This window comes from Acinetobacter sp. LipI_23, from assembly GCF_058243045.1.
In genome coordinates, this window is sequence record NZ_JBZAYJ010000001.1 from 2123862 (window position 1) to 2146278 (window position 22417).

The 22417-nt window shown below is 41.2% G+C and carries 21 protein-coding genes; 14 read left to right on the plus strand and 7 right to left on the minus strand.

Going from position 1 to position 22417, the window contains the following annotated elements:
• Nucleotides 1-55: 55 nt before the first annotated feature.
• From cyoA to alr, 12 genes are all read left to right on the plus strand, one after another.
• Nucleotides 56-1129 carry a ubiquinol oxidase subunit II gene (gene cyoA / locus AC4CVD_RS10440; RefSeq protein WP_004696450.1) on the plus strand — a complete coding sequence of 358 codons (1074 nt, stop codon included), beginning with the start codon at nucleotides 56-58 and terminating at the stop codon, nucleotides 1127-1129.
• Between the two features lie 3 nt (nucleotides 1130-1132).
• Entirely contained in the window at nucleotides 1133-3121 is a 1989-nt protein-coding gene (cyoB, locus tag AC4CVD_RS10445; RefSeq protein WP_176537896.1) for a cytochrome o ubiquinol oxidase subunit I, read from the plus strand.
• 4 nt (nucleotides 3122-3125) lie between these two features.
• Nucleotides 3126-3746 carry a cytochrome o ubiquinol oxidase subunit III gene (gene cyoC / locus AC4CVD_RS10450; RefSeq protein WP_004696446.1) on the plus strand — a complete coding sequence of 207 codons (621 nt, stop codon included), beginning with the start codon at nucleotides 3126-3128 and terminating at the stop codon, nucleotides 3744-3746.
• A complete protein-coding gene (locus AC4CVD_RS10455) occupies nucleotides 3743-4072 on the plus strand; it encodes a cytochrome o ubiquinol oxidase subunit IV (RefSeq protein WP_026056475.1) in 330 nt (109 codons plus the stop codon). The genes cyoC and AC4CVD_RS10455 overlap by 4 nt, the downstream gene beginning before the upstream one ends.
• Nucleotides 4073-4082: 10 nt before the next feature.
• Nucleotides 4083-4961, plus strand: a complete 879-nt coding sequence (gene cyoE, locus AC4CVD_RS10460; protein WP_490753062.1) for a heme o synthase — start codon at nucleotides 4083-4085, stop codon at nucleotides 4959-4961.
• A 106-nt stretch (nucleotides 4962-5067) separates the two neighbouring features.
• Complete coding sequence (locus tag AC4CVD_RS10465) at nucleotides 5068-7182, plus strand: PA5441 family protein (RefSeq protein ID WP_490753063.1); 2115 nt, start codon at nucleotides 5068-5070, stop codon at nucleotides 7180-7182.
• Between the two features lie 6 nt (nucleotides 7183-7188).
• Complete coding sequence (locus AC4CVD_RS10470; protein WP_490753064.1) at nucleotides 7189-7944, plus strand: DUF3142 domain-containing protein; 756 nt, start codon at nucleotides 7189-7191, stop codon at nucleotides 7942-7944.
• Nucleotides 7945-8088: 144 nt separating this feature from the next.
• The gene (rpsF, locus tag AC4CVD_RS10475; RefSeq protein ID WP_004278789.1) at nucleotides 8089-8475 is read left to right on the plus strand and encodes a 30S ribosomal protein S6; all 387 of its coding nucleotides are present in this window, start codon (nucleotides 8089-8091) and stop codon (nucleotides 8473-8475) included.
• Nucleotides 8476-8486: 11 nt separating this feature from the next.
• Nucleotides 8487-8714, plus strand: coding sequence for a 30S ribosomal protein S18 (gene rpsR / locus AC4CVD_RS10480; RefSeq protein ID WP_004278792.1), 228 nt, complete (start codon nucleotides 8487-8489; stop codon nucleotides 8712-8714).
• Between the two features lie 9 nt (nucleotides 8715-8723).
• A complete protein-coding gene (gene rplI / locus AC4CVD_RS10485; RefSeq protein ID WP_004696433.1) occupies nucleotides 8724-9170 on the plus strand; it encodes a 50S ribosomal protein L9 in 447 nt (148 codons plus the stop codon).
• 272 nt (nucleotides 9171-9442) lie between these two features.
• Nucleotides 9443-10888, plus strand: a complete 1446-nt coding sequence (gene dnaB / locus AC4CVD_RS10490; RefSeq protein ID WP_004696432.1) for a replicative DNA helicase — start codon at nucleotides 9443-9445, stop codon at nucleotides 10886-10888.
• A gap of 47 nt (nucleotides 10889-10935) precedes the next feature.
• Nucleotides 10936-12006: an alanine racemase gene (gene alr, locus AC4CVD_RS10495; protein WP_490753065.1), complete on the plus strand. Its 1071-nt coding sequence runs from the start codon at nucleotides 10936-10938 to the stop codon at nucleotides 12004-12006.
• Nucleotides 12007-12094: 88 nt separating this feature from the next.
• Here the strand turns inward: alr and AC4CVD_RS10500 are convergent, their stop codons facing one another.
• The 5 genes from AC4CVD_RS10500 to AC4CVD_RS10520 are packed head-to-tail and all read right to left on the minus strand — an operon-like array spanning nucleotide 12095 to nucleotide 16224.
• Nucleotides 12095-12463 carry a BLUF domain-containing protein gene (locus AC4CVD_RS10500; protein WP_490753066.1) on the minus strand — a complete coding sequence of 123 codons (369 nt, stop codon included), beginning with the start codon at nucleotides 12461-12463 and terminating at the stop codon, nucleotides 12095-12097.
• A 47-nt stretch (nucleotides 12464-12510) separates the two neighbouring features.
• Nucleotides 12511-13245 carry a proteasome-type protease gene (locus tag AC4CVD_RS10505; RefSeq protein ID WP_004696423.1) on the minus strand — a complete coding sequence of 245 codons (735 nt, stop codon included), beginning with the start codon at nucleotides 13243-13245 and terminating at the stop codon, nucleotides 12511-12513.
• A 24-nt stretch (nucleotides 13246-13269) separates the two neighbouring features.
• Nucleotides 13270-14049, minus strand: a complete 780-nt coding sequence (locus AC4CVD_RS10510) for a transglutaminase family protein (protein ID WP_333641862.1) — start codon at nucleotides 14047-14049, stop codon at nucleotides 13270-13272.
• A complete protein-coding gene (locus AC4CVD_RS10515; RefSeq protein ID WP_490753067.1) occupies nucleotides 14046-14648 on the minus strand; it encodes an alpha-E domain-containing protein in 603 nt (200 codons plus the stop codon). The genes AC4CVD_RS10510 and AC4CVD_RS10515 overlap by 4 nt, the downstream gene beginning before the upstream one ends.
• A 25-nt stretch (nucleotides 14649-14673) precedes the next feature.
• The gene (locus AC4CVD_RS10520; protein WP_490753068.1) at nucleotides 14674-16224 is read right to left on the minus strand and encodes a circularly permuted type 2 ATP-grasp protein; all 1551 of its coding nucleotides are present in this window, start codon (nucleotides 16222-16224) and stop codon (nucleotides 14674-14676) included.
• Nucleotides 16225-16463: 239 nt separating this feature from the next.
• Between AC4CVD_RS10520 and AC4CVD_RS10525 the strand changes: the two genes are divergently transcribed.
• Nucleotides 16464-17465: a helix-turn-helix transcriptional regulator gene (locus AC4CVD_RS10525; RefSeq protein WP_490753069.1), complete on the plus strand. Its 1002-nt coding sequence runs from the start codon at nucleotides 16464-16466 to the stop codon at nucleotides 17463-17465.
• Nucleotides 17466-17903: 438 nt separating this feature from the next.
• Here the strand turns inward: AC4CVD_RS10525 and AC4CVD_RS10530 are convergent, their stop codons facing one another.
• Together AC4CVD_RS10530 and mnmG are read right to left on the minus strand one after the other, a co-directional pair.
• A complete protein-coding gene (locus AC4CVD_RS10530; RefSeq protein WP_490753070.1) occupies nucleotides 17904-19712 on the minus strand; it encodes a tetratricopeptide repeat protein in 1809 nt (602 codons plus the stop codon).
• Between the two features lie 94 nt (nucleotides 19713-19806).
• Nucleotides 19807-21687, minus strand: coding sequence for a tRNA uridine-5-carboxymethylaminomethyl(34) synthesis enzyme MnmG (gene mnmG / locus AC4CVD_RS10535; protein ID WP_078425883.1), 1881 nt, complete (start codon nucleotides 21685-21687; stop codon nucleotides 19807-19809).
• A gap of 253 nt (nucleotides 21688-21940) precedes the next feature.
• Here mnmG and AC4CVD_RS10540 point away from each other — a divergent pair, with 253 nt between their 5' ends.
• Nucleotides 21941-22291: a hypothetical protein gene (locus AC4CVD_RS10540; protein ID WP_004696401.1), complete on the plus strand. Its 351-nt coding sequence runs from the start codon at nucleotides 21941-21943 to the stop codon at nucleotides 22289-22291.
• Nucleotides 22292-22417 lie beyond the last annotated feature (126 nt).

The window sequence follows — 22417 nt, forward strand, 5'->3', positions numbered from 1 at the left end:
TTTAATCGCTATCCCAATTTTATTAGGGAATGGGACTCTTCACCGAGGTTGTAAAATGAGACAAACGATTTTAGCTGTATTGTCTTTATCTGCGATCGCCGCGCTCTTAACTGGGTGTGGTGGTGATATGGTACTTCTAAACTCAAAAGGTCCAGTTGCACAAGGTCAATCTGACTTAATGATGACTGCGATCTATTTAATGCTATTGGTGGTTATTCCATCAGTCGTAATGGCATTATGGTTTGGTTGGAAATATCGCGCGTCGAATAAAGATGCAGACTATAAACCTACATGGGCACACTCTACTGCAATTGAAATTGTAGTTTGGGGTATTCCTGTCATTATTATTGGTATTCTGGCTTGGTTAACTTGGTGGGGTTCACACAAGTATGACCCTTACCGCCCGCTCGAATCTGATAAAGCACCTGTAAATATTCAAGTCATTGCAGAACAGTTTAAATGGATCTTCATTTACCCTGATCTTAACATTGCTACGGTTAACGAAATTCGTTTCCCTGAAAAAACTCCAGTTGCACTTAAAATTACCTCTAACTTCACGATGAACTCTTTCTTCATCCCTGCGTTAGGCGGTCAAATTTATGCAATGGCAGGCATGCAAACGCACTTGAATTTGTTAGCAGATGGAACTAGCCCAGCTGAAGGCTACCGCGGTTTCTCTTCAAACTATTCAGGCTACGGCTTCTCGCAAATGCGCTTCCGTGCTCACTCTGTAACTGACGCTCAATTCGCTGAATGGGTTGCTGCAGTTAAAGCAGGTAACGGTACAAGCATTAATCCTAAAGCTGTACAAAAAACAATTTTAGATCAGGCTGAATTTGAGTCTTTACGTGACGGTAACCGTGGTAAACACCAAATTGAAGTTTTGATTTCAAAAGCAAAAACTCCTGAAGAGAAGGCTGCTGCTGAGGCAATGAAGCCTTATCCAACTAAGCCACACCCTGTGACTTACTACTCTTCTGTAGAGGAAGGCTTGTTTAAGTCAGTCATCAGCAAATATATGAGCAACTATCACGGTGCTGATCACTCAGCGACTGCGGGTGCTCACGGGGCTGCTTCATCTGAAGCACATGCCGCTGTTGAACCTGCTTCATCAGTTGTAGGGGAATAAGACATGAGCTTCTTAGGTAAGTTAGGTCCGGACGTTATTCCGCACGATCCAATTGTACTGGTCACAGTTGCAATGATGATCTTAGGTGGTATCGCAGTTGTTGCTGGTATTACCTACTTTAAAAAATGGGGCTACTTGTGGAACGAATGGTTCACATCAGTCGACCATAAAAAAATTGGTATCATGTATCTTTTCGTATCGATCATCATGCTTTTGCGTGGTTTCGCCGATGCGATTATGATGCGTCTTCAACTGTTCCTTGCAAAAGGTGGCGGTGAAGGTTATTTACACCCAGAGCACTACGATCAGATCTTCACCGCACACGGTGTCATCATGATCTTCTTCGTAGCAATGGGTCTAGTTGTTGGCTTAATGAACATCTCTGTACCACTTCAAATTGGTGCACGTGACGTTGCCTTCCCATTATTAAACTCTCTAAGCTTCTGGCTATTTGCTGGTGCTGCAGGCTTAATGATGGCATCTCTTGCAATTGGTGAATTCGCTGCAACAGGTTGGATGGCTTATCCTCCTCTTTCAGGTATCGAATACTCTCCAGGCGTGGGTGTGGACTACTATATCTGGGCACTTCAGATTTCAGGTTTAGGTACGCTATTAACGGGTGTTAACTTCTTCGTTACCATCATTAAAATGCGCGCGCCTGGTATGTCACTTATGGACATGCCGATCTTTACTTGGACATCTTTGTGTACAGCTGTATTGATCATTGCGTCATTCCCAGTGTTAACAGCAACAATTGCGATGTTAACGCTTGACCGTTACTTCGGTTTCCACTTCTTTACAAATGACATGGGTGGTAGCCCAATGTTGTATGTAAACTTGATTTGGACATGGGGTCACCCAGAAGTTTACATCTTAGTATTACCAGCATTTGGTATTTACTCTGAAGTTGTATCAACGTTCTCTCGTAAAACGTTGTTCGGTTACAAATCAATGGTGTATGCAACAATTGCGATCACAGTACTTGCGTTCGTAGTATGGCTTCACCACTTCTTCACCATGGGTGCTGGTGCGAACGTGAATGCGTTCTTTGGTATCATGACCATGGTTATTGCGATTCCTACAGGTGTGAAAATCTTCTCTTGGTTATTCACAATGTATAAGGGTCGTATCACCTTCACTACTCCTATGTTATGGACGCTTGGCTTCCTTGTAACATTCGGTATTGGCGGTTTAACTGGTGTATTAATGGCGGTTCCACCTGCGGACTTCCTTGTACACAACTCATTGTTCTTGATTGCTCACTTCCATAACGTAATTATCGGTGGTGTGGTGTTTGGTATGTTTGCCGGCATCATTTTCTACTGGCCGAAAATGTTTGGTTGGAAGCTCAATGAAGCATGGGGTAAAGCTGCGTTCTGGTTCTGGTTCTTCGGTTTCTACTTTGCATTCATGCCACTTTATATCCTTGGTTTCATGGGTATGACTCGTCGTTTGAATACATATGACAACCCTGAATGGGATCCGTACATTGCTATTGCATTCTTCGGTTCTGTGTTAGTCGCGATTGGTATTGCATGTTTCGTTATGCAGATTGTTGTTGGTTACTTACAACGCAACGACAACCTCGACCTTACAGGCGATCCATGGGATGGTCGTACACTTGAATGGGCGACTTCGTCTCCTGCTCCGTTCTACAACTTTGCTCACCTTCCAACAATCAATGGTATTGATACATTCTGGAATGACAAAGAGAATGGCGTAGCGTATGCGAAACCTACTTCATACGAAGACATTCATATGCCAACGAATCGTGCTGCTGGTGTTGTGATTGCCATGTTCATTACTGTTATGGGCTTTGGTTTAATCTGGCATATCTGGTGGTTAGTTGTTGTGATGTTCATCGCTTCTATTATCAGCTTCATCGCGTCTTCGTTCACGAAGAAAGTGGACTACTATGTTCCTGCTGCTGAAGTTGAGCGTATTGAAAATGAACGTTACGCGATTCTTGAAAAACATTTGAAGAAGGACTAAGACAATGGCTGACGTACTTCATCACGAAAACCACGGACACGATGAGCATCATCACCACGATGATACTGACATCACCGTCTTTGGTTTTTGGACTTATTTGATGAGTGACTTGATTCTATTCGGTACACTCTTCATTGCATTCGCTGTTTTAAGTAGCCATGTGCCTATGGGCACACCAAGTGCAAAAGAATTATTCGGTGAATCTTTAGGTTTCGTTTTAACTGAAACTTTCGCCCTCTTGATCTCTTCTGTAACTTTTGGTTTTGCGGTTCTTGCTGCATACAAAAAGAACGTCAACCAAGTTTTAACTTGGTTAGCGATCACTTGGTTATTCGGTGCTTCATTCATCGGGATGGAACTATATGAGTTTAATCACTTAGTTCATGCTGGCCACGGTCCAAGCGTAAGTGCGTTTTTATCGTCGTTCTTTACTTTAGTAGGTACGCACGGTATTCACGTAACTTCAGGTTTGGTATGGATGATCATTTTGATGATTCAGATCAAGAAAAATGGTTTGACTCTTCCAAACACTCGTCGTCTTGCTTGCCTAAGCTTGTTCTGGCACTTCCTTGACATCGTTTGGATCTGTGTATTCAGCGTAGTTTACTTGATGGGAGTTCTATAATGAGTCACGATCATAACTCAGCTGGTGCTTCACACGGTAACACCAAGCAATACACGATCGGCTTTATCCTTTCAGTTATCCTGACCGTAATTCCATTCGGTATGGTAATGGCTGGTGGTTTTGGTCGCGGTATTGTTATGGCGGTTATCGCAATTACAGCGGTTGCTCAGGTTCTAGTTCAATTAGTTTACTTCTTGCACATGAACTCATCTTCAGAGCAACGTTGGAACGTGATTGCATTTATCTATACAGTACTTTGTATTGCTGTACTTCTAGTCGGCTCTGTATGGATTATGAACTACTTACACTACAACATGATGATCTAAACTGATCGTCATGTTGAAAAAGTATTTATTCCTGACTAAACCAGGAATTCTCTTTGGTAACTTCGTTACCACTCTGGGCGGCTTCTTTTTAGCCGCTCAGGGGTCTGTAGATTTCCTCCTCCTTCTCATCACCCTACTCGGTACAACACTGGTTGTTGCTTCTGGCTGTGTCGTCAATAACGTCATTGATCAAGATATTGATCAAAAGATGGAACGGACGATGAACCGTGCATTAGTTAAAAAAGCCATCAGTCCTTCCGTTGCTTTGGCATTTTCTGCTGCGCTTGGAATATTAGGTTTCGCCCTACTCTGGTTCTTTGTTAATGCTTATGCCTTTGGCTTTGCTGTACTTGGTTTTGTGGTTTATGTGATTTTTTATAGTCTATGGAGCAAACGCACATCCATTCACCAAACCGTGATTGGAAGTATTTCTGGTGCTAGTCCACCAGTGATCGGCTATACAGCTGTGACCAATGAATTTGATGTTGCCGCATTGTTGCTTTTCTTAGCATACGCACTTTGGCAAATGCCTCATTCATGGGGAATTGCGGTATACCGCTTTGACGACTATAAAAATGCAGGCATTCCAATTTTACCTGTAGCACGTTCAATTTTCCGCACGAAAGTTGAAAGCTTGATTTATGTCTTGCTGTTTGCTGCGGTGTTAAATGGTTTGTATTGTTTTGGCTATACCAATATGTTTTTTCTTATCACCTTTAACGCACTCTGTGCTTATTGGGTATATTTATCAATCATTGGTTTTAAAGCTGAAAATGATCAGGTTTGGGCAAAACGCTATTTCTTATATTCAGTGATTTTAATTACTGCATTAAGTTTTAGTTTTAGTTTTAGCTATGTCTCACCTGCTCCACATTTGCCGCTGTTTTAAAAAGATAGAGTTCTCTCTATCTTTTTTTTATTTCAACTTATTCAATATTTAAGTCTAGTCTTTAAATTGTTACCATAGCAGACACAACAATAACTCATGCTCTGTAATGAAAATGCCATCACAATTTTTTAAAAAATCTATTTTTATTAGTCTATTCCCTATCACTCTTGCTTATAGCACGCACAGTTTTTCTGGTTTTGATGTTACTTGCTACCCATCGACCAACATTCAAACCAATGCCTATACAGCCTGTGACAATTTGCCTGCGCTCACGCCCGCCAATGACAATCAAACCAATATGCTCCTACTCCTGAGCGACATGGGCTTGGCCAAATTGAATTTTAATCAGCCAAATAGTCCGCTTTGGGAAACTGAATATAGCAACGTACCATTTGCGGCTAAAACATTGTTTGAAAGCGCAACCAATAAACGACCGAATGCCCGATTAAAACCAAACAATCAAAAGACTCCTTACCAAGAACATTGCAGTAGTCTAGACAATGGTGCGGATCAATTTACCCAACAGGTGAAAGCCGACCAAAATCTCAGCAAAGTGGAAAAAGATTTACTGATTCAAGAAAGACAAAATATCTCGGCCTGTGACCGTGATCTTGCCCTCATCCAAGTCAATCCGAACTGGTCTATACAAGCACGTCAGTATGCGTCTTATTTAAATGCAACCATTGCCTTTTATAATAGTAACTTTTCCACAGCTACTAAAATTTACTCAGTATTAACTACGGTTGATCAGTCTTGGATCAAAGAAACATCGCAATATATGTTGATCCGTAGCAGCCTCAATGAAAGCTATCAGTCGGGTATCGGTGAATATGGTGATTTAAAAATCGATAAAGTAAATCAGACTTTACTCAAAAATACCTATGAGCATATCACTACCTACTTCAAACGCTTCCCTGAGGGAAAATATGCGGCAAGCGCACGCGGTTTACTACGTCGTTGTTATTGGCTGAGTGGAAATACCGAACTCCTGACCAGCGAACTCGCATGGCAAATCAATCATCCCGATTCCAAATACTATAATTTAGAGCTCGATAATCTAGTCTTTGAAATAGATCGCCATGTTTTTCAAAGCCGCTCATTCAATCCAAAAAATCTAAAAGATCCCTTCTTTCTGACCATTTCAGATTTAATGCAAATGCGTCAGGCAACCTCAGCAGAAGATAAAGTCTTAAGCTGGTCTGAACTCAACAACCAAAAAACACTATTTAAGAGTCAGCCAGAACTGTTCCAATACCTACAAGCCAATCACTTATTCTTTGTGCAGAAAAAACCAGCCGAAGCTTTAAAATATTTGCCAGAACATTCCTCTAATGCAATCAAGAGTTACCTTCAACTCAGTCAAATCTTGTTAAAAGGTCGTATTTTAGAAAAACTCGGACAAACTCAAAATGCACAACAGTATTGGGAAGGTTGGCTGAGTCAATCAAAATCCATTGAACAGCGTGGCTTATTTGAGCTAATGTTGTATCCACATTATGCTCAGCAGCAAAGCGCAAACGTATTCATCGGTTCAGATGCTAAAATCAAACAAGCTGCATTGCAAAAAAGCTTTATTGAAAATAAAGCCAATGAAAAAAGCTTAATGCAAATTGTACAGAGTAAAGCATCAAATTCAGATCAAAAAAATTTAGCTTTATATAAAACTTTGCAAAAATCATTGGTACATCAAAACTTTAAACTGTTTAATCAAGCCTTTGTACTGCTACCACAAGATGCCGCGAAATATAAATATGACTCAGAAACATATACAAACTATAAAAATCAACCACCCTTCAGTGATTTCATTTGGGCAGGAACAAAAATCACGCCACAGATTCAATGCCCTGACTTATTCAGTCTGACTCAGAAACTTGAAAATTCACCTCAAGATTTAAAGCTCCGACTTTGTTTGGGCGAATATGCACGCTCGACTCAAGGCTACAACATAAGCTATGTCACCGCTTTAGAAAAAGAAACTTCCAGCTTCCAAGGTGCAATTTTTGCCCGTGGTCAAGTGTATAAGGACATCATCAAATCCAGTTCTGTACCTGATTTAAAAGCGTATGCGCTTTATCGCTCAATCATGTGTTATTCACCAAGCGGGATGAATGACTGTCAGGATGCAGAGGTTGAAAAATCTACCCGTAAACAATGGTTCGACCACATTAAACGCGACTATCCAAGTACCTCTTGGGCACAATCTTTAAAGTATTACTGGTAAGACTATATGTTGAAGCAGATTTTTTCCGTTGTTATGACGCTGATCTGTATGCTCAGCATCATGGCTTGTCAGCCGAGTCAGTTAGCTTCAACATCTGGTCAGGTAAATGCCGAAGACTATGATGCATTTTGGATTTGGGGCAATATTTCATCTACCCCTTACCTAAATGCGGCTAAAGAACTTTATATTTTACAAGGTGAAATCCGTTTAGATTCCCAAACACATCACTCTAAGCTCATACCGCAAGGCGTAAGCGTCTTAACAATTCCTCAGCAAAAGGTGTGGCTGGTTTTTCGTAATTATCATTTAGACTGGCAAGGCCAAGAGCTTACACAAATTTTAAAACGCGTTCAGCAATGGGAAAATGCAGGGAATCATATTCAAGGCATACAAATTGATTCCGATGCCAAAACCAGACATATCCACCAATATGCCCTATTCTTAAGTCAATTAAGAAAACAATTACCGCAGCACTATCAACTCAGTATCACTGGTTTAATGGACTGGACCAATGTGACAAACCAAGAGACTTTAAACCTCCTGAATAACACCATCGATGAGTTGGTCATTCAAACTTATCAAAGTTCAACCACCATACCCAACTATGCAGCTTATCTAAAAAAAGTTTCAGCACTAAAACTGCCTTATAAAATTGGCATTGTTCAATATGGTGAGTGGCATAGACCGCCCAAGCTTGAAAATGATCCGAACTTTAAAGGCTATGTCGTCTTCCTTTTACGCTCAAAACCTCAAAATAATTAGGGCTTTTTAAGAGAAGTTCTTGAATTTGGCGAGCAAAGTCTCTAAAATTCCCCCTTCGCATCTAATGCGACACAACCTAGGTTGTGACTCCTTGCTTCTAACAACTTTTTTGTTAGGGGCTGTTTAAACCGTAAGGAGCTGACAATGCGTCATTACGAAATCGTACTTTTAGTACACCCTGATCAAAGCGATCAAGTCGTTGGTATGGTAGAACGCTACCTAACTCACATCAAAGAAGCTGAAGGTCAAATCCACCGTCTTGAAGACTGGGGCCGTCGTCAATTGGCTTACCCAATCAACAAGATCCACAAAGCTCACTACATTCTTATGAATGTTGAGTGTGGTCAAACTACTCTTGATGAGTTAGAAGAATTGTTCCGTTACAACGATGCAATTATTCGTAGCCTTATCATCCGTCGTGAGAACGCTATCACTGAAGAGTCACTATTGGCTAAGAGTGCTGAAGAAAAACGTGCGCGTAAAGCTCAACGTGAAGAAGCACAACACGCTCAAGACTCTGCTGAAGCATAAGGAGAACATCAATGGCACGTTTTTACCGTCGTCGCAAGTTCTGCCGCTTTACAGCTGAGAACGTTACGTACATCGACTACAAAGATATCGACACTTTAAAACAGTACATCACTGAAAACGGCAAGATTGTTCCTAGCCGTATTACAGGTACTAAAGCTCGTTACCAACGTCAATTAGCGCTTGCTATTAAACAAGCTCGCTACTTGTCTTTGATCCCTTACACTGACAATCATAAGTGAGGTTGAGCTGTGGATATTATCTTATTACAACGCATTAAAAACCTTGGTAAATTAGGCGATAAAGTTTCAGTTAAAGCTGGTTACGGCCGCAACTACCTTATCCCTCAAGGTCAAGCAGTAGCAGCTACTGAAGCTAACACTGCTGCTTTTGAAGCTCGTCGCGCTGAACTTGAGAAAGCTGAAGCTGATGTTTTAGCTGCTGCTCAAGCACGTGCTAGCCAATTAGACGAAGTTAACATCGTAATCACTGCGAAAGCTGGTGACGAAGGTAAACTATTCGGTTCTATCGGTACTCGTGATATCGCTGACGCGTTAACAAATGCTGGTCTTGAAGTTGACCGTGCAGAAGTTCGTTTACCGAACGGTGCACTTCGTCACACTGGCGAATTCAACATCGCAATCCAATTGCACCATGATGTTGTTGCTGAAGTTCTCGTTACTATCGTATCTGAGTAATTTCTTGCAAAAAAAAGAGCATGCTTTTGCATGCTCTTTTTTTATCTCTATGAAAAAGTAGTTTCTTCGCTCAGCTTAAAACTTCATCAGCCTGCCCCTCAAAATGCCAAATTTGAATATTATGGGTTTTATCCATAAGCCTTGAATTCAGCACACAGCAGCTGCATTTTTTGATAAAGTGCATACAGTTAAATGGCTGTAATTTTTTCCAAATTTACAGTGAAATTTATCTTAAGTTATCCCTCTTACTGTATTAAAAATCAGGGCGTTATATGTCACAGGCGAATGCCACTGCTCAAAAGAGCTCATCGAAACAAGACAATAAACCAAATGAGTCAGGGCAACTGAAAGAATTCCGTACACCTCCGCATAACTTAGCATTGGAACAAGCTGTACTTGCCGCTTTAATGACGGTTGCTGAATCCTTTGAACAAGTTGGCGATGTACTGACTGAAAATGACTTTTATGCGACGCGCCATAAATATATTTTTCGCGCCATTGCGCAACTCTCCAAAGACAGCTCACCCTATGATGCGGTTTTAGTTCATGACTGGCTCACCACACAAAACCTACTCGATGCGGTTGGTGGTGAAGAGTACCTGATGCAATTGATGGCAGACTCCCCGTCTAGTTTCTATAACATGGAAACTTATGCTACTAAGATCAAAGAATTTTCGACTTTGCGCAGTATGATTAAGGTCAGCTCTGAAATTTTACAAAATGCCTATGACACCAAAGGTCGTAACGTCAGTGAAATTTTAGATTTGGCCGAAACCAATATTTTCTCTTTGGCAGAACAACACAATAACAACGCCAAAGCTCAAGGGCCTAAAGCCATCAATACAGTTGTGGCCGATGTCTTTGATAAGCTAAATGAATTATCACAAATGGAAGGCAGCATTACAGGCTTAACCACAGGCTTTCTTGAACTCGACAATAAAACCTCGGGCATGCAAGCAGGTGATTTGATTATTGTTGCAGCGCGTCCATCGATGGGTAAAACCACCTTTGCCATGAATTTGGTTGAAAGCGTGCTGTTTAATAATGACCTACCTGCCTTGGTTTACTCCATGGAGATGCCAGCCGACTCCATCGCTATGCGTTTGATCTCCTCTTACGGGAAAGTCCATCAGGGCCATTTACGTTCGGGTAAACTCGATGGCGATGAATGGTCAAAAGTTACGGGCACCATTTTGCAACTGCAAGAGAAAAAGCTCTATATCGATGACTCTTCTGCTCTTCCACCTACAGAAGTTCGTGCTCGCGCACGTCGTATTGCCAAACAGCACGATGGCAAACTCGGCTGCATCATGGTCGATTACTTACAGCTGATGAAAGTACCAGGCATGGGTGATAACCGTGTAGGTGAGATTTCGGAAATTTCACGAAGCTTAAAAGCTCTTGCCAAGGAAATGATGTGCCCTGTGATTGCACTATCGCAGCTTAACCGTTCCCTCGAGAACCGTCCAAACAAACGTCCCGTGATGTCAGACTTACGTGAATCGGGTGCGATCGAGCAGGACGCCGACTTAATCATGTTTATTTACCGTGACGAGGTCTATAACAAAGAGTCCAAAGAAGCGGGCACCGCTGAAATTATTATTGGTAAACAGCGTAACGGTCCTATTGGTACCGTTCGACTTGCTTTTGAAGGCCAATATACCCGCTTTAGTAACTTATCCCCTGAGTTTTATGCTCAGTACGATGATGAGGAATAATTAAAGCCTCATCGTCGCCCTTCCATGACCCTGTAGGAGTAATTAGGGTGCGTCAAGCAACAGTTTATATTGATAGCCAAGCGCTGCAATATAATTTAAACCGTGTCAAACAACTTGCCCCAAACGCGAAAATCGTCAGCATGGTCAAAGCCAATGCTTATGGACACGGAGTCAAAGACTGTTTAGCAGCCTTAAGAGAAACCGATGCCTTTGGCGTCGCCTGTTTACAAGAAGCATTAGAGATTCGTGAACTCGGCTTTAAACAGCCGATTACCCTAATTGAAGGTGTTTTCTCAGCAGATGAAATGCAAACCGTCATTGAGCAAAATATCGAGTGTGTGGTTCATCAGCAACAGCAAGTCGATTGGTTAATCGCACATAAAACCGCGTATATCGCACAAAAGCTTAAAGTATGGGTCAAACTCAATAGCGGTATGAACCGTTTAGGCTTTAAAGTTGCCGAAATCATTGATGTTATCAACACTTTAAAAGCAGAAGGCTTTACATGTGTCCTAGCAATGCACTTTGCCAATGCCGATGCGGATCACCCACTCAATGAGCAGCAACGTGCGCAATTCCTACACATCAAAGAAGCGTGCTCACCAATTCTAGCCTCATGTTGTAACTCAGCTGCTATTTTTAAATGGCCTGAACTTAATTTTGATTTTGTTCGTCCCGGCATCATGCTTTACGGTGCATCACCTTTTGCCGATAAAAATGCACACGACTTAGACTTAAAGCCAGTTATGACTTTCACGGCGGAAATTATTGCATTAAATACCATTCAAGCAGGTGAAGGTGTCGGCTATGGTTCGCATTTTGTCGCGAACCAAGAAACTGAACTGGCCATTGTTTCGATTGGTTATGGTGATGGCTATCCACGTGCATTTCCAAAGCAAAACTATGTTGCTATAAATGGTCAAGCAGTAGCTGTTGTGGGCCGAGTTGCGATGGACATGATTGCGATCGATGTGACTGGTTTAAACGCCAAACTCTGTACAAAGGTTGAGCTCTGGGGTGAAAACCGCTTAGTTGACGATGTTGCAGAAGCCAATGGAACTATTGGTTATGAACTACTTTGTCGGTTAAGCAATCGCCCTACACGTAAGCAAATCTAACAAAAAAGCCCAAGTTCTACTTGGGCTTTTTTCAACACAAACTCTCATCGGGCTGGGCATCGTAAAGGTCTTGTAACAACTGATCAATTTATTGCTGACTCATACTCTGCGGTTCAAATTTTGCAAAACCCATCTCACGCATTTTGGTATGTACACTACTCATACGTTGCACATACTTCATGCCCCAAGCTCTAAAATGTGCCGCGTGAATGGTTTTCGCCTCAAAGACTTTGATATCTTTATGTCTATGGTCTTTTAATAATTTCGACATTAATAATTCTAAAGCAGCTTCATCCCCTTCTAAGCACTGGAAATAATGCTGATCTGCATAATAAAGAACGCCTGAAATATTATGCACTGCATTAAAATCACGTGCTTCGCTTAAAATGTCTCGAACATCTTGAAGAAGCTGTACATGATCCGAAGTTGAAGTACTTGCATAGCAAATTTGCCGCATAGACTTCCCCAATTTATTGATTTCATTATTTTTAGCATTTAGCATGTTTATACTAAATAGTCATCCGTCGGCTTTGCCAATTCTTGCAATCCTTTTCTTAAAGTATCTGACCATTGTTTACTGATGCTTGAAAAATACGGATCTTCTTCATCAATCCGCTTACCCACTGGAATATGTAAACTGTCTCTTGTATACACCAAAGCATCTAAGGGCAAACCGACAGAAACATTGGAGCGTAAGGTTGAATCAAAAGAAATCAAACTACACTTCACTGCTTCATCTAAGGGCATGTCATACCGTAATGCACGATCTAGAATCGGCTTGCCATATTTACTTTCACCAATTTGAAAATACGGCGTATCTTTGGTCGCACAAATAAAATTGCCCTGCGGGTAGATATTGTAAAGTTGCATTTCAGCCCCTTTAATTTGCCCACCGACCAATAAGCTACAGTAGTAATTACTTTGTTCTTGTGTGTCTGGTGCCATATCCGCCAAGACTTTTTTCAAAGTATGCCCGACCAACTCAGCCGCTTCGAACATAGTATTAACACTATATAAATTCGGTTCTTGGCTTAACTCCAGATGATTTTTTAAATGTCCAATCACTGCTTGAGTTGTTGCTAAGTTTCCTGAGGTTTGAATCGCAATAAAACGCTCACCCTCTACACCAAAGGTATACAGTTTCCTAAACACGGATATATGGTCTACACCGGCATTCGTACGCGTATCACTTATAAAAACCAAACCATCTTGCAGACGAAGTGCACAACAATAGGTCATAGAACATCCTTTTTCAGCTAAACCTTAACAACTTAAAACTTGTACCATGGAATGCATCGATTCCACCCCACCTTTTTCACGTACGCCACGAACGGGAGCCACATCCCAATAATCGCGCCCAATAGCTACATAGATATGTGACTGTGGTTTGAACAATTGATTACTGGTATCAAAACAATACCATGCATCATCAATATACACCTCGGCCCACGCGTGACTGGCGAGGTGTGAAGTTTCAGGCACATGCAAATACCCCGATACATAACGTACCGGTAAGCCAAGATGCTTACACATGGCAATAAAAACATGACTATGGTCCTGACATACGCCTTGCTGCCCATTGAATGCATCGATTGCCGAAGTTAGCACCGAGGTTTCGGCAGGTACATAAGGAATATGCGCTAAAACTGCTTCTGACAGTTTCATCAAATTTTCCCGATTCAACTCAGGCACATACTGATGTGCAAATGCCTTCATTTCAGCATTGCACTGGGTATTGAGCGTCGGCTGTAAAAATAAATTGGGATTCAGTCGATCTTGGATGCCATGTTCTGCCAAGCTATTAATTTCAACAATGCCCTGCGCCATTATGGTCAGCTGTTGATAGGCTTCACGTTGCGAACTGGTAATCCAAATATTTTGGAAGGCATCCCGTTTTTCTTCACGCTCCCCCGGTACACTCACATGCCAATGACATACCTTTTGGTGTGAATTATTCGTGGGTGTCATTTTGATATATTGAATGCTATTCAGCGCCAATTCACTATATTGATAATGCGTTTGGTGATTGATCATAAGTTTCATACATCAACCTCAAACAATTGTTGAATATAATCACTAAAATGATAAAAATTCATCGCATCAGGTTGTGATTTGAGCTCTAGCCAAGCCTGTGCCAAATTTAGCCAGCCCATTTCTTTTAACAACATGACGATGTTTTCTATTTCAACTAAAGTATTTTGTGCATCTTGTTTCAGACGAATTTGACGGTCGAGCTGCTCAATCATTTGCCCCAAACTAAAGAATAAAAAGACATCACTGACTTCAGACTCAAGTACATCCTGACACTCTCCAACCACATCACAAATGTAGGCGGTGTTTTCAGTGGCATTTTTGATAAATTGATTCAGTTCTGCATAGGCCTTTGCAGATAAAATCCCACGCAAGTCTTGAACATTACTCTTGGCGCTTTGAAATTGCTGGTTAAATGAAGCAGGATTGTTTGGGTTTAAAATCAGCTCATTCAGTGAGCACGCATCAAAAGCAGGCAAACAAAATGCATGCGCATAGTCCATTGCAGGCTGGTCTTGGGTAAAAGGAAACTGAGCACACAAATATTGAGTACGTGTTAAATAACGCCCTAACCAAAAAATATTTTCAGCATTGGTACTTAATAAAATCATAGTTCTACCCTCATATTTGTTTATTTTATGAATGTAAGTTTTCCACGACCCAAGTGTCTTTAATTCCTCCTCCTTGGGATGAGTTGACCACCAACGAACCTTCTTTCATCGCAACACGTGTTAAACCACCAGGGACAATTTCGGTACGATACGGTGAACTGAGTACAAACGGTCTAAGGTCAATATGACGCTCAGACACACCCGATTCAGTCATGGTTGGACTGACTGAAAGCTCTAAAGTGGGCTGGGCAATATATAAATGCGGCGTCGCCATGAGCTTATCTCTAAATTGCTCAATTTGGCTTTTACAGGCTTGCGGTCCAATCAGCATACCATACCCACCCGAACCTTGCGCCTCTTTGATCACTAACTGCTCAAGGTTCTCTAGTACATAAGCCAAATCTTGCTTGTTACGGCATTGATATGTCGGAACATTTTTTAAGATAGGTTTTTCACCTAAATAAAACTGAATCATTTTATCGACATAAGGATAAATCGATTTATCATCCGCAACCCCTGTGCCTGGTGCATTCGCAATAACCACGTTATGACTCAAATAAGCCGACATTAACCCTGCGACACCTAAAGTGCTATTCGGCATAAAGCACAGCGGATCAAGGTATGCATCATCCAAACGGCGGTAAATTACATCTACTCGTTGACGGCCACGAATGGTTTTGACATAGACCTTATCATGTTCTACAAACAAATCGCGCGATGTCACCAAAGGCACATCCATTTCACGGGCTAAAAAAGCATGTTCATAATAGGCACTATTAAAACGTCCCGGTGTCAACACCACGATGAAAGGCTGATCGACATAAGCATTTTCAGCCAAGATTTGTTTGAGTAATTGTGGGTATTGTTCTATGCCTAAAATATGGTTCTTCTGCATCAAATCAGGCATAAGTTTTTCACTAATCTTACGACTTTCAAGCATATAAGACACGCCCGACGGCGTTCTTAAATTATCTTCAAGTACATAAAACTCACCCTGCCCATCCCGGATAATATCAATTCCACTAATTTGGCTATAAATCTGACCTTTTAAACGGCGCTCATACATATGCGGTTGATAAGCCTCATGCGTCAACACTTGCAGTTCTGGAATAATTTTCGCTTTGAGAATGTCTTGTTGATGGTAAATATCATGTAAAAATAGATTTAAAGCTCGCACACGTTGTGCAGAGCCAAGGGAGATTTTATTCCATTGTTGTTTGGCAATCACACGTGGAATTAAATCATAAGGAATGGTGCGCTCAATGCCCTCAGATTCACCATATACAGTAAACGTAATACCTTCATATAAAAAATGCTGTTTGGCAATTTGGTTCAGTTCTTCGAGTTCTTCTACACTATGCTGTGACAACCAGTGCTCAATACGCGTACAAACCTCACCCGACATCGCTTGGTCATCTGTCATTTCATTAAAGAAATTCGAGGTCATTTGATGAAACAATCCAACAGACTGGCTCGATAGACGATCATGAGAGTGAATCGGATTTAATACAGGAGAGTTAAGCTTATATCCGTCCAACATCGTATTTACATTTGTATCTTTATCTTCTTTAAACATACAAACCTCTCAATTGTTATCGATATGTAACCCATACGTAGCAATATCTATGCCATGGATTTCTAAAGATGCTTTGTTTATTAATCGATAAAAAACGCATTGCTTCAATTCTATTTCGCATTAAGTTGTGTCAAAAAATATAACTGAAAAATTTCAAGCAAAGCTTGCTTAAACGAATGAGTTTTCTTATTGTGTTCACATTCAAGTAAGTAATTTCGACTCCTATATTTTATTAAACTATGCCTATACAAGAAAAAGAAACGTCCAATAGTCTCTATCGCCAATGGCAAATTTTGTCTCGTCTTTCCACTGGAAAATGGATGGGAACTCGAGAGCTGCAAGAGATTTTACAACGTGAAGGCATCGATATTACTTTGCGAACCATTCAACGTGATTTAAATCAAATCTCTCAACGCTTTCCGATTGAAAACAATGGCGCTGTACCTCAAGGTTGGCGTTGGCGTTCTGATGCCCCGATTCAAAGCTTACCGCACATGACCAGCTCTCAGGCGGTGACGTTTATGATGGTTGAAGAACACCTTAAACATCTTCTTCCTCCCAGCTTAATTGAAGAAATGAACCCGTGGTTTGACTTAGCACGTCGTAGCCTCTCTACTCAAAACAATGTGCGCCAATGGATTAACCGCGTACGCATTGTCCCTGCGACACAACCGCTGATTCCCCCAATTGTGGAGAAAACAGCACAGCAAGCCATCTATGAAGGACTGCTCCAAGACAAACAACTGGAATGCGTTTATCAAGGTTTAAACCAAGCGGCTGAAGCAAAAACCTATACCCTCAACCCTCTGGCACTGGTTCAAAAAGGTGCAATTATTTATCTGATTTGTACCCGCCACGACAAAACTGATATTCAAACCTTTGCACTGCACCGTTTCAAATCAGCGACGGTTTTAACCACTCGTGCCTTACACCCAGTCAATTTTGATATCGATGAATACATCGAATCGGGTGCATTAGGTTTCCGTGTAGACTTTTCAAAACCTACAGAAACCGTTGCACTTACCCTGACTATGACTGAAATAGATGCACTGTATTTGGAAGAAACCAAACTCAGTACCAATCAGGTTTTAGAATCGCTTGGCAATGGGCAAATCTTGGTTCATGCGACCGTCCCTTTTACCAATCAACTGGTGTGGTGGTTACGTAGTTTTGGGCATAAAATTAGTCACATTGAACCCAAAGAAGTTCGTGATGCAGTTAATCAGACCATCACCGACTAAAATAAAAAAAGCCCCAAGTATTAGGGGCTTTACAGTTTTTTTGGTATTAGATATTTGAATTGCTTGGGTTTGTCGTTTTCATTGCTCATCTTGGTTTAATGCCTCCCCTAAACCAAGATAAGTGCGCTGTTTTTGGTGATTGATACAAACTAGCATTGCCATGCAAGCTCTCCACTGTTAAAACGGATCGATTTCATCGTCATGGTGTTGACCTCATGTTAAGAACGTAAAATCAATTTAAAATATGGCGATACTTTTGTGAAATAACATGATTGGCTATTTTTATCTGTTTTTATCTTAAACAACTCTTTTGCTTTGTTTATCTGCCAAAACAAAAAGCAGACCTTATGGTCAGCAGGCTTATGATTAGCCTTCTGCATTTCCAAATGCCGATCTCAAAAACCGCCCTCATCAGTAATCGTTACAAATCATCCGCGTTTATTTCTTCCAAAATTGCCACTTGCTACGTTTAGGCCGCTTTTCTTCAATACGCACCAATCCCTTGAGGGCTTCATTATTGATTCTGTCATACATTTTTAAATATTCAGGATTCAACTGCTCTCCGATATATTCAGGCGTATACGATGTACAAGGTTTTCGTAATGAGCGCTCATACCATTTTTGTGCAACGTCTAAATCGGCATTAAAATAGAGCCCTTTTTCATACAAATAGCCAATTTTACATTCCGCATATTGGTCTTTCTGATCAGCCGCTTTTTGAATCCAATACACGGCTTCTTCCAAATCTTTCTCAGTGTACATGCCATTTAAATACCAATAACCCACTTGGTACTGTGAAGATGCCTCACCTTTTTGGGCATTCAATAAAAACAGTTTGAAGAATAATTGTTTGGCTTCATCCATATGTAAAAATGAATCAATTTTTCCAATCTGCTCCGAAACTTGTTTAATCGAATAATCACGTGCATTTTTGAGAACATGTTGAGCCTGTTGCAGTGGACTTTCTTCGGTAAAGGATGCGATTAATTGCATTGCTTCTGCCTGCATCTCATCTATCCCAGTGATACGCGCATCCAGTACTACATTTAAATGTTTTCGAGCCAATTCGAAGTCTTGCTCAACACCTCGTCCTTCTAAATACATACGACCCAAACTTAAATCTGCCGCTATGACCTGACCTGCTACTTGTTGATACAGTCCAATTGCCATATCTAAATCAAGTGGTACACCTAAACCATGCTCATACTTATCCGCTAAATTATTGATCGCAACGGGATTACCCAGATCAGCAGACTTTTGATACCAATAGACACATTGCTCGTAGTCTTGTTGAGTCCCAATACCATCTTGATACATCCAGCCTAAATGATAATAAGCATTTGCCAAAACACCTTTTTCAGTTTCGGGCGCTTGTGACGAGATTCGATGATACAGATAAAATGCTCGTGCCGAATTAATCACATGTTCGCTCACCACGCCATAATTTGGATAAACTGAATTGACCAAGAAACACGTTAACCAGCCAAAACGATAATAAGCCGCCAACCCCAATGTGGCTGCCCAACAACCCTGTTCGGAGGACTGTTCCAAGAGCTGCAAACTTTTTTGTAAATCTTGTTCGGTGCCATGACTTCGTGCATAGCATCCCGCCAACTGATATAGCGCTATGCTATCCTTTTTGGACGCGGCTTCTCGATACCAGTTAAAGCTTCCTTCTAGACTTTTTTGTAAAATTCCGCCTATGAATAATTGCTGCGCTAACTGACACATCGCAGGGGTATAACCCGACTGAGCAGATTGACGTAGTAAATCAATATAGAGCTGAAACTCACGCTCTTGGTAGGCTTGATCTGCCAAATAATATTGATAAATACCCCGATGTTGCTCGGCTTTACCTCGAATGAGTTGAAGGATTAACGCTCCATGTCCTGTTTCATGCTCAGAAAAACACTCAATACGTTCAATCAATCCCAAACTTTTAGATACTTGCTCCAAGGGTAAAAACCATCGTGTAATGGTATAGAGTCCCGGAACATCTTGCATTTTCACAATGTCAGAAGATGGCTCAGGATCTTTGGGTCGAACCAAAGCTCTCAGCATCTGCATAGGAGATTCTGCTTCTGGTGGCATTAAATTTACCCCAACCAGTTCTCCATCATTGGTTTTAGCAACCTCCCAAACTTTCATAATGGCTTGATCAAATTGATAAAACTCACTACTTTGATTGAGCCAGATAACCACATCACCCGCGCGAATCTCTTCTCCGCTTTTATAATGTAATGACATAATTCACCTTATTTTTTATTGTATATTTCCCCTGCACAGATTTTACCCAAAAAAAAGCCCGCATAAAGCGGACTTTTTCAATAACTTTCAAATATTAAGCAGATTTTTTCGCTTGTGCATTTTTACGGATCGTAATCATGATCAATTGCACTGCTGCAGGTGTTACCCCCGGAATACGATTTGCTTGAGCCAATGTCTCAGGACGTACATCTTTCAATTTTAAAGTAATTTCACGAGATAAGCCTGAAACGACATCATAATTAAAATCGGCTGGAATTTTAGTTTCTTCCAAACGCTTCATTTGCGCGACATCTTCATGCTGACGGTTAATATAACCTGCATATTTCACCGCGATTTCAATTTGATCGCCCACTTGTGCAGAGACTTCAGAACCTGTGAGCTCCGCAATTTGAGCAAATGAAATATTCGGACGTTTTAACAAATCAATCGCAGAACACTCTTTCGATAAATCTGCACCCGTCATTTCAACAAATTTTTTGCCCATTGGGTTGTTTGGTGCTGCCCAAAGGTGTTGTAAGCGACCAGTTTCTTGTTCAACGGCTTCCATTTTTTCACAGTAAGCAGCCCAACGCTCGTCATCTACCAAGCCCATTTCACGGCCTACTGGGGTTAAACGTTGATCCGCATTGTCTTCACGTAGCATCAAACGATATTCGGCACGTGAAGTAAACATACGGTACGGTTCTTTCGTACCGAGCGTAATCAAGTCATCCACCAATACGCCAATATAGGCTTCATCACGTTTTGGTGTCCATTGCTCTTGATCCCACGCACGACGCGCAGCGTTTAAGCCTGCAAGCAAGCCTTGTGCACCCGCCTCTTCATAACCTGTCGTACCATTGATTTGACCAGCAAAGTACAAGTTATTAATAGCTTTGGTTTCTAAAGTAAATTTCAACGCTTGCGGGTTGAAATAATCGTATTCAATAGCATAGCCCGGACGTAAAATGTGCGCATTTTCCATCCCGCGAATTGAACGAACCAGCTCAAACTGCACATCAAACGGAAGTGAAGTTGAAATACCATTTGGATAAAGCTCATGTGTATCTAGACCTTCAGGCTCTAAGAATACTTGGTGTGAGTCTTTATCGGCAAAACGGTGAATTTTGTCTTCAATGGATGGGCAGTAACGTGGCCCCACACCTTCAATAACACCAGTGTACATCGGTGAACGGTCTAAACCGCCGCGGATGATGTCATGGGTTTTTTCATTGGTATGTGTAATATAACAATTCACTTGTTCAGGGTGCATAGATGCATCACCCATGAATGACATAGTCGGTGATGGGAAATCACCCGGCTGTGGAATCATCACAGAAAAATCAACCGAACGCGCATCAATACGTGGTGGTGTACCGGTCTTTAAACGACCCACCGGCAAATTCAATTCACGTAAACGGTGTGCCAGTGAAATTGAAGGTGGATCACCTGCACGGCCACCGCTTGATTTTTCAAGCCCTACGTGGATTACACCACCTAAGAACGTCCCTGCGGTGAGTACAACTGTTTTCGCATCAAAGCGAATACCCGTTTGAGTTACAACACCCTTTACAGTATCACCCTCAACAATCAGGTCGTCTGCGGCTTGTTGGAAAATATCGAGATTTGCTTGGTTTTCTAAAGTGTCACGAATCGCGGCTTTATAGCGAATACGGTCTGCCTGTGCACGTGTTGCACGAACGGCTGCACCTTTACGTGAGTTTAGGATACGGAACTGAATACCACCTTTATCGGCAGCCAATGCCATTGCACCGCCCAAGGCATCAATTTCACGCACCAAATGCGATTTACCAATACCACCAATTGCTGGATTACAGCTCATCTGCCCTAAAGTCTCAATATTATGAGTTAAGAGTAAAGTCTGTCGCCCCATACGTGCCGCAGCCAATGCTGCTTCTGTACCTGCGTGACCGCCGCCGATAACAATGACATCGTAAACTTTAGGATAATGCATAGTGGTAAAGGAGATTAAAAAATGATAACGAAAGATTATAGCAAATTTTCGATTGTAAGTTGACAGATTCCGTGGAATTTATTGTATATGCGGTGCTGTGCTTACTGCGCCAGCACTAGGTTTATGTAATTTTACTTGCAGAGCAGTAGCAAAAACTCAACAAAGGATGCGTTTTGTTACCTGAAAAGCCTTGCATTAATTTGATCATTTTTTATCCTATAAGTTGATCATACAACAACCAAAGGTAAGCATTATGAATAAGAAGATTCTTTTTTCATCCATTCTCTGCGGTTTATTTTTTTCGCCTTTTGTATCAGCCAACGACAAAGTTGAAAAGGTCTATGATAGTCAACGTTATCAACAAGTCTGTAAAGGCAAGTCACAAGGAACAGCGGTTAGTTTTGCCTATCGAGGCATTATTTGGAATGGTACCTGTGAACCTCAATTTTTCCCAAGCTCAAAAAATGCCAATATTCATGGTGATGAAGCTGAGTTAGCCAGCATTTGCCAAGGCGACTCAAAAGCGACATCAATCAATATCGAAGGTAAAGAAATCAAAGGCAAATGTGCCCTTGGTTTTGTAGCACCTAAACCAAGAATGTAATCAAAACAACTTAAATTTCATGCTGTATTGAGGGTAAAAAATAGTCCATTTTTTACCCTTTTTTCTACCTTGTAAATTATTGAATTCTGTATACACTCAAAAACACAAAAGATAAAAACGAATAAA

Bases quoted from the DNA above. Each gene is read 5' to 3' on its own strand.
- AC4CVD_RS10510 (WP_333641862.1), bottom strand. From the start codon at position 14,049: ATGAAACTTATGATCAATCACCAAACGCATTATCAATATAGTGAATTG.
- AC4CVD_RS10530 (WP_490753070.1), bottom strand. From the start codon at position 19,712: ATGTCATTACATTATAAAAGCGGAGAAGAGATTCGCGCGGGTGATGTG.
- AC4CVD_RS10470 (WP_490753064.1), top strand. From the start codon at position 7,189: ATGTTGAAGCAGATTTTTTCCGTTGTTATGACGCTGATCTGTATGCTC.
- cyoA (WP_004696450.1), top strand. From the start codon at position 56: ATGAGACAAACGATTTTAGCTGTATTGTCTTTATCTGCGATCGCCGCG.
- dnaB (WP_004696432.1), top strand. From the start codon at position 9,443: ATGTCACAGGCGAATGCCACTGCTCAAAAGAGCTCATCGAAACAAGAC.
- cyoB (WP_176537896.1), top strand. From the start codon at position 1,133: ATGAGCTTCTTAGGTAAGTTAGGTCCGGACGTTATTCCGCACGATCCA.
- rpsR (WP_004278792.1), top strand. From the start codon at position 8,487: ATGGCACGTTTTTACCGTCGTCGCAAGTTCTGCCGCTTTACAGCTGAG.
- AC4CVD_RS10465 (WP_490753063.1), top strand. From the start codon at position 5,068: ATGAAAATGCCATCACAATTTTTTAAAAAATCTATTTTTATTAGTCTA.
- rpsF (WP_004278789.1), top strand. From the start codon at position 8,089: ATGCGTCATTACGAAATCGTACTTTTAGTACACCCTGATCAAAGCGAT.
- AC4CVD_RS10505 (WP_004696423.1), bottom strand. From the start codon at position 13,245: ATGACCTATTGTTGTGCACTTCGTCTGCAAGATGGTTTGGTTTTTATA.
- AC4CVD_RS10525 (WP_490753069.1), top strand. From the start codon at position 16,464: ATGCCTATACAAGAAAAAGAAACGTCCAATAGTCTCTATCGCCAATGG.
- AC4CVD_RS10520 (WP_490753068.1), bottom strand. From the start codon at position 16,224: ATGTTTAAAGAAGATAAAGATACAAATGTAAATACGATGTTGGACGGA.
- AC4CVD_RS10540 (WP_004696401.1), top strand. From the start codon at position 21,941: ATGAATAAGAAGATTCTTTTTTCATCCATTCTCTGCGGTTTATTTTTT.
- cyoE (WP_490753062.1), top strand. From the start codon at position 4,083: ATGTTGAAAAAGTATTTATTCCTGACTAAACCAGGAATTCTCTTTGGT.
- AC4CVD_RS10500 (WP_490753066.1), bottom strand. From the start codon at position 12,463: ATGCGGCAAATTTGCTATGCAAGTACTTCAACTTCGGATCATGTACAG.
- AC4CVD_RS10515 (WP_490753067.1), bottom strand. From the start codon at position 14,648: ATGATTTTATTAAGTACCAATGCTGAAAATATTTTTTGGTTAGGGCGT.
- cyoC (WP_004696446.1), top strand. From the start codon at position 3,126: ATGGCTGACGTACTTCATCACGAAAACCACGGACACGATGAGCATCAT.
- mnmG (WP_078425883.1), bottom strand. From the start codon at position 21,687: ATGCATTATCCTAAAGTTTACGATGTCATTGTTATCGGCGGCGGTCAC.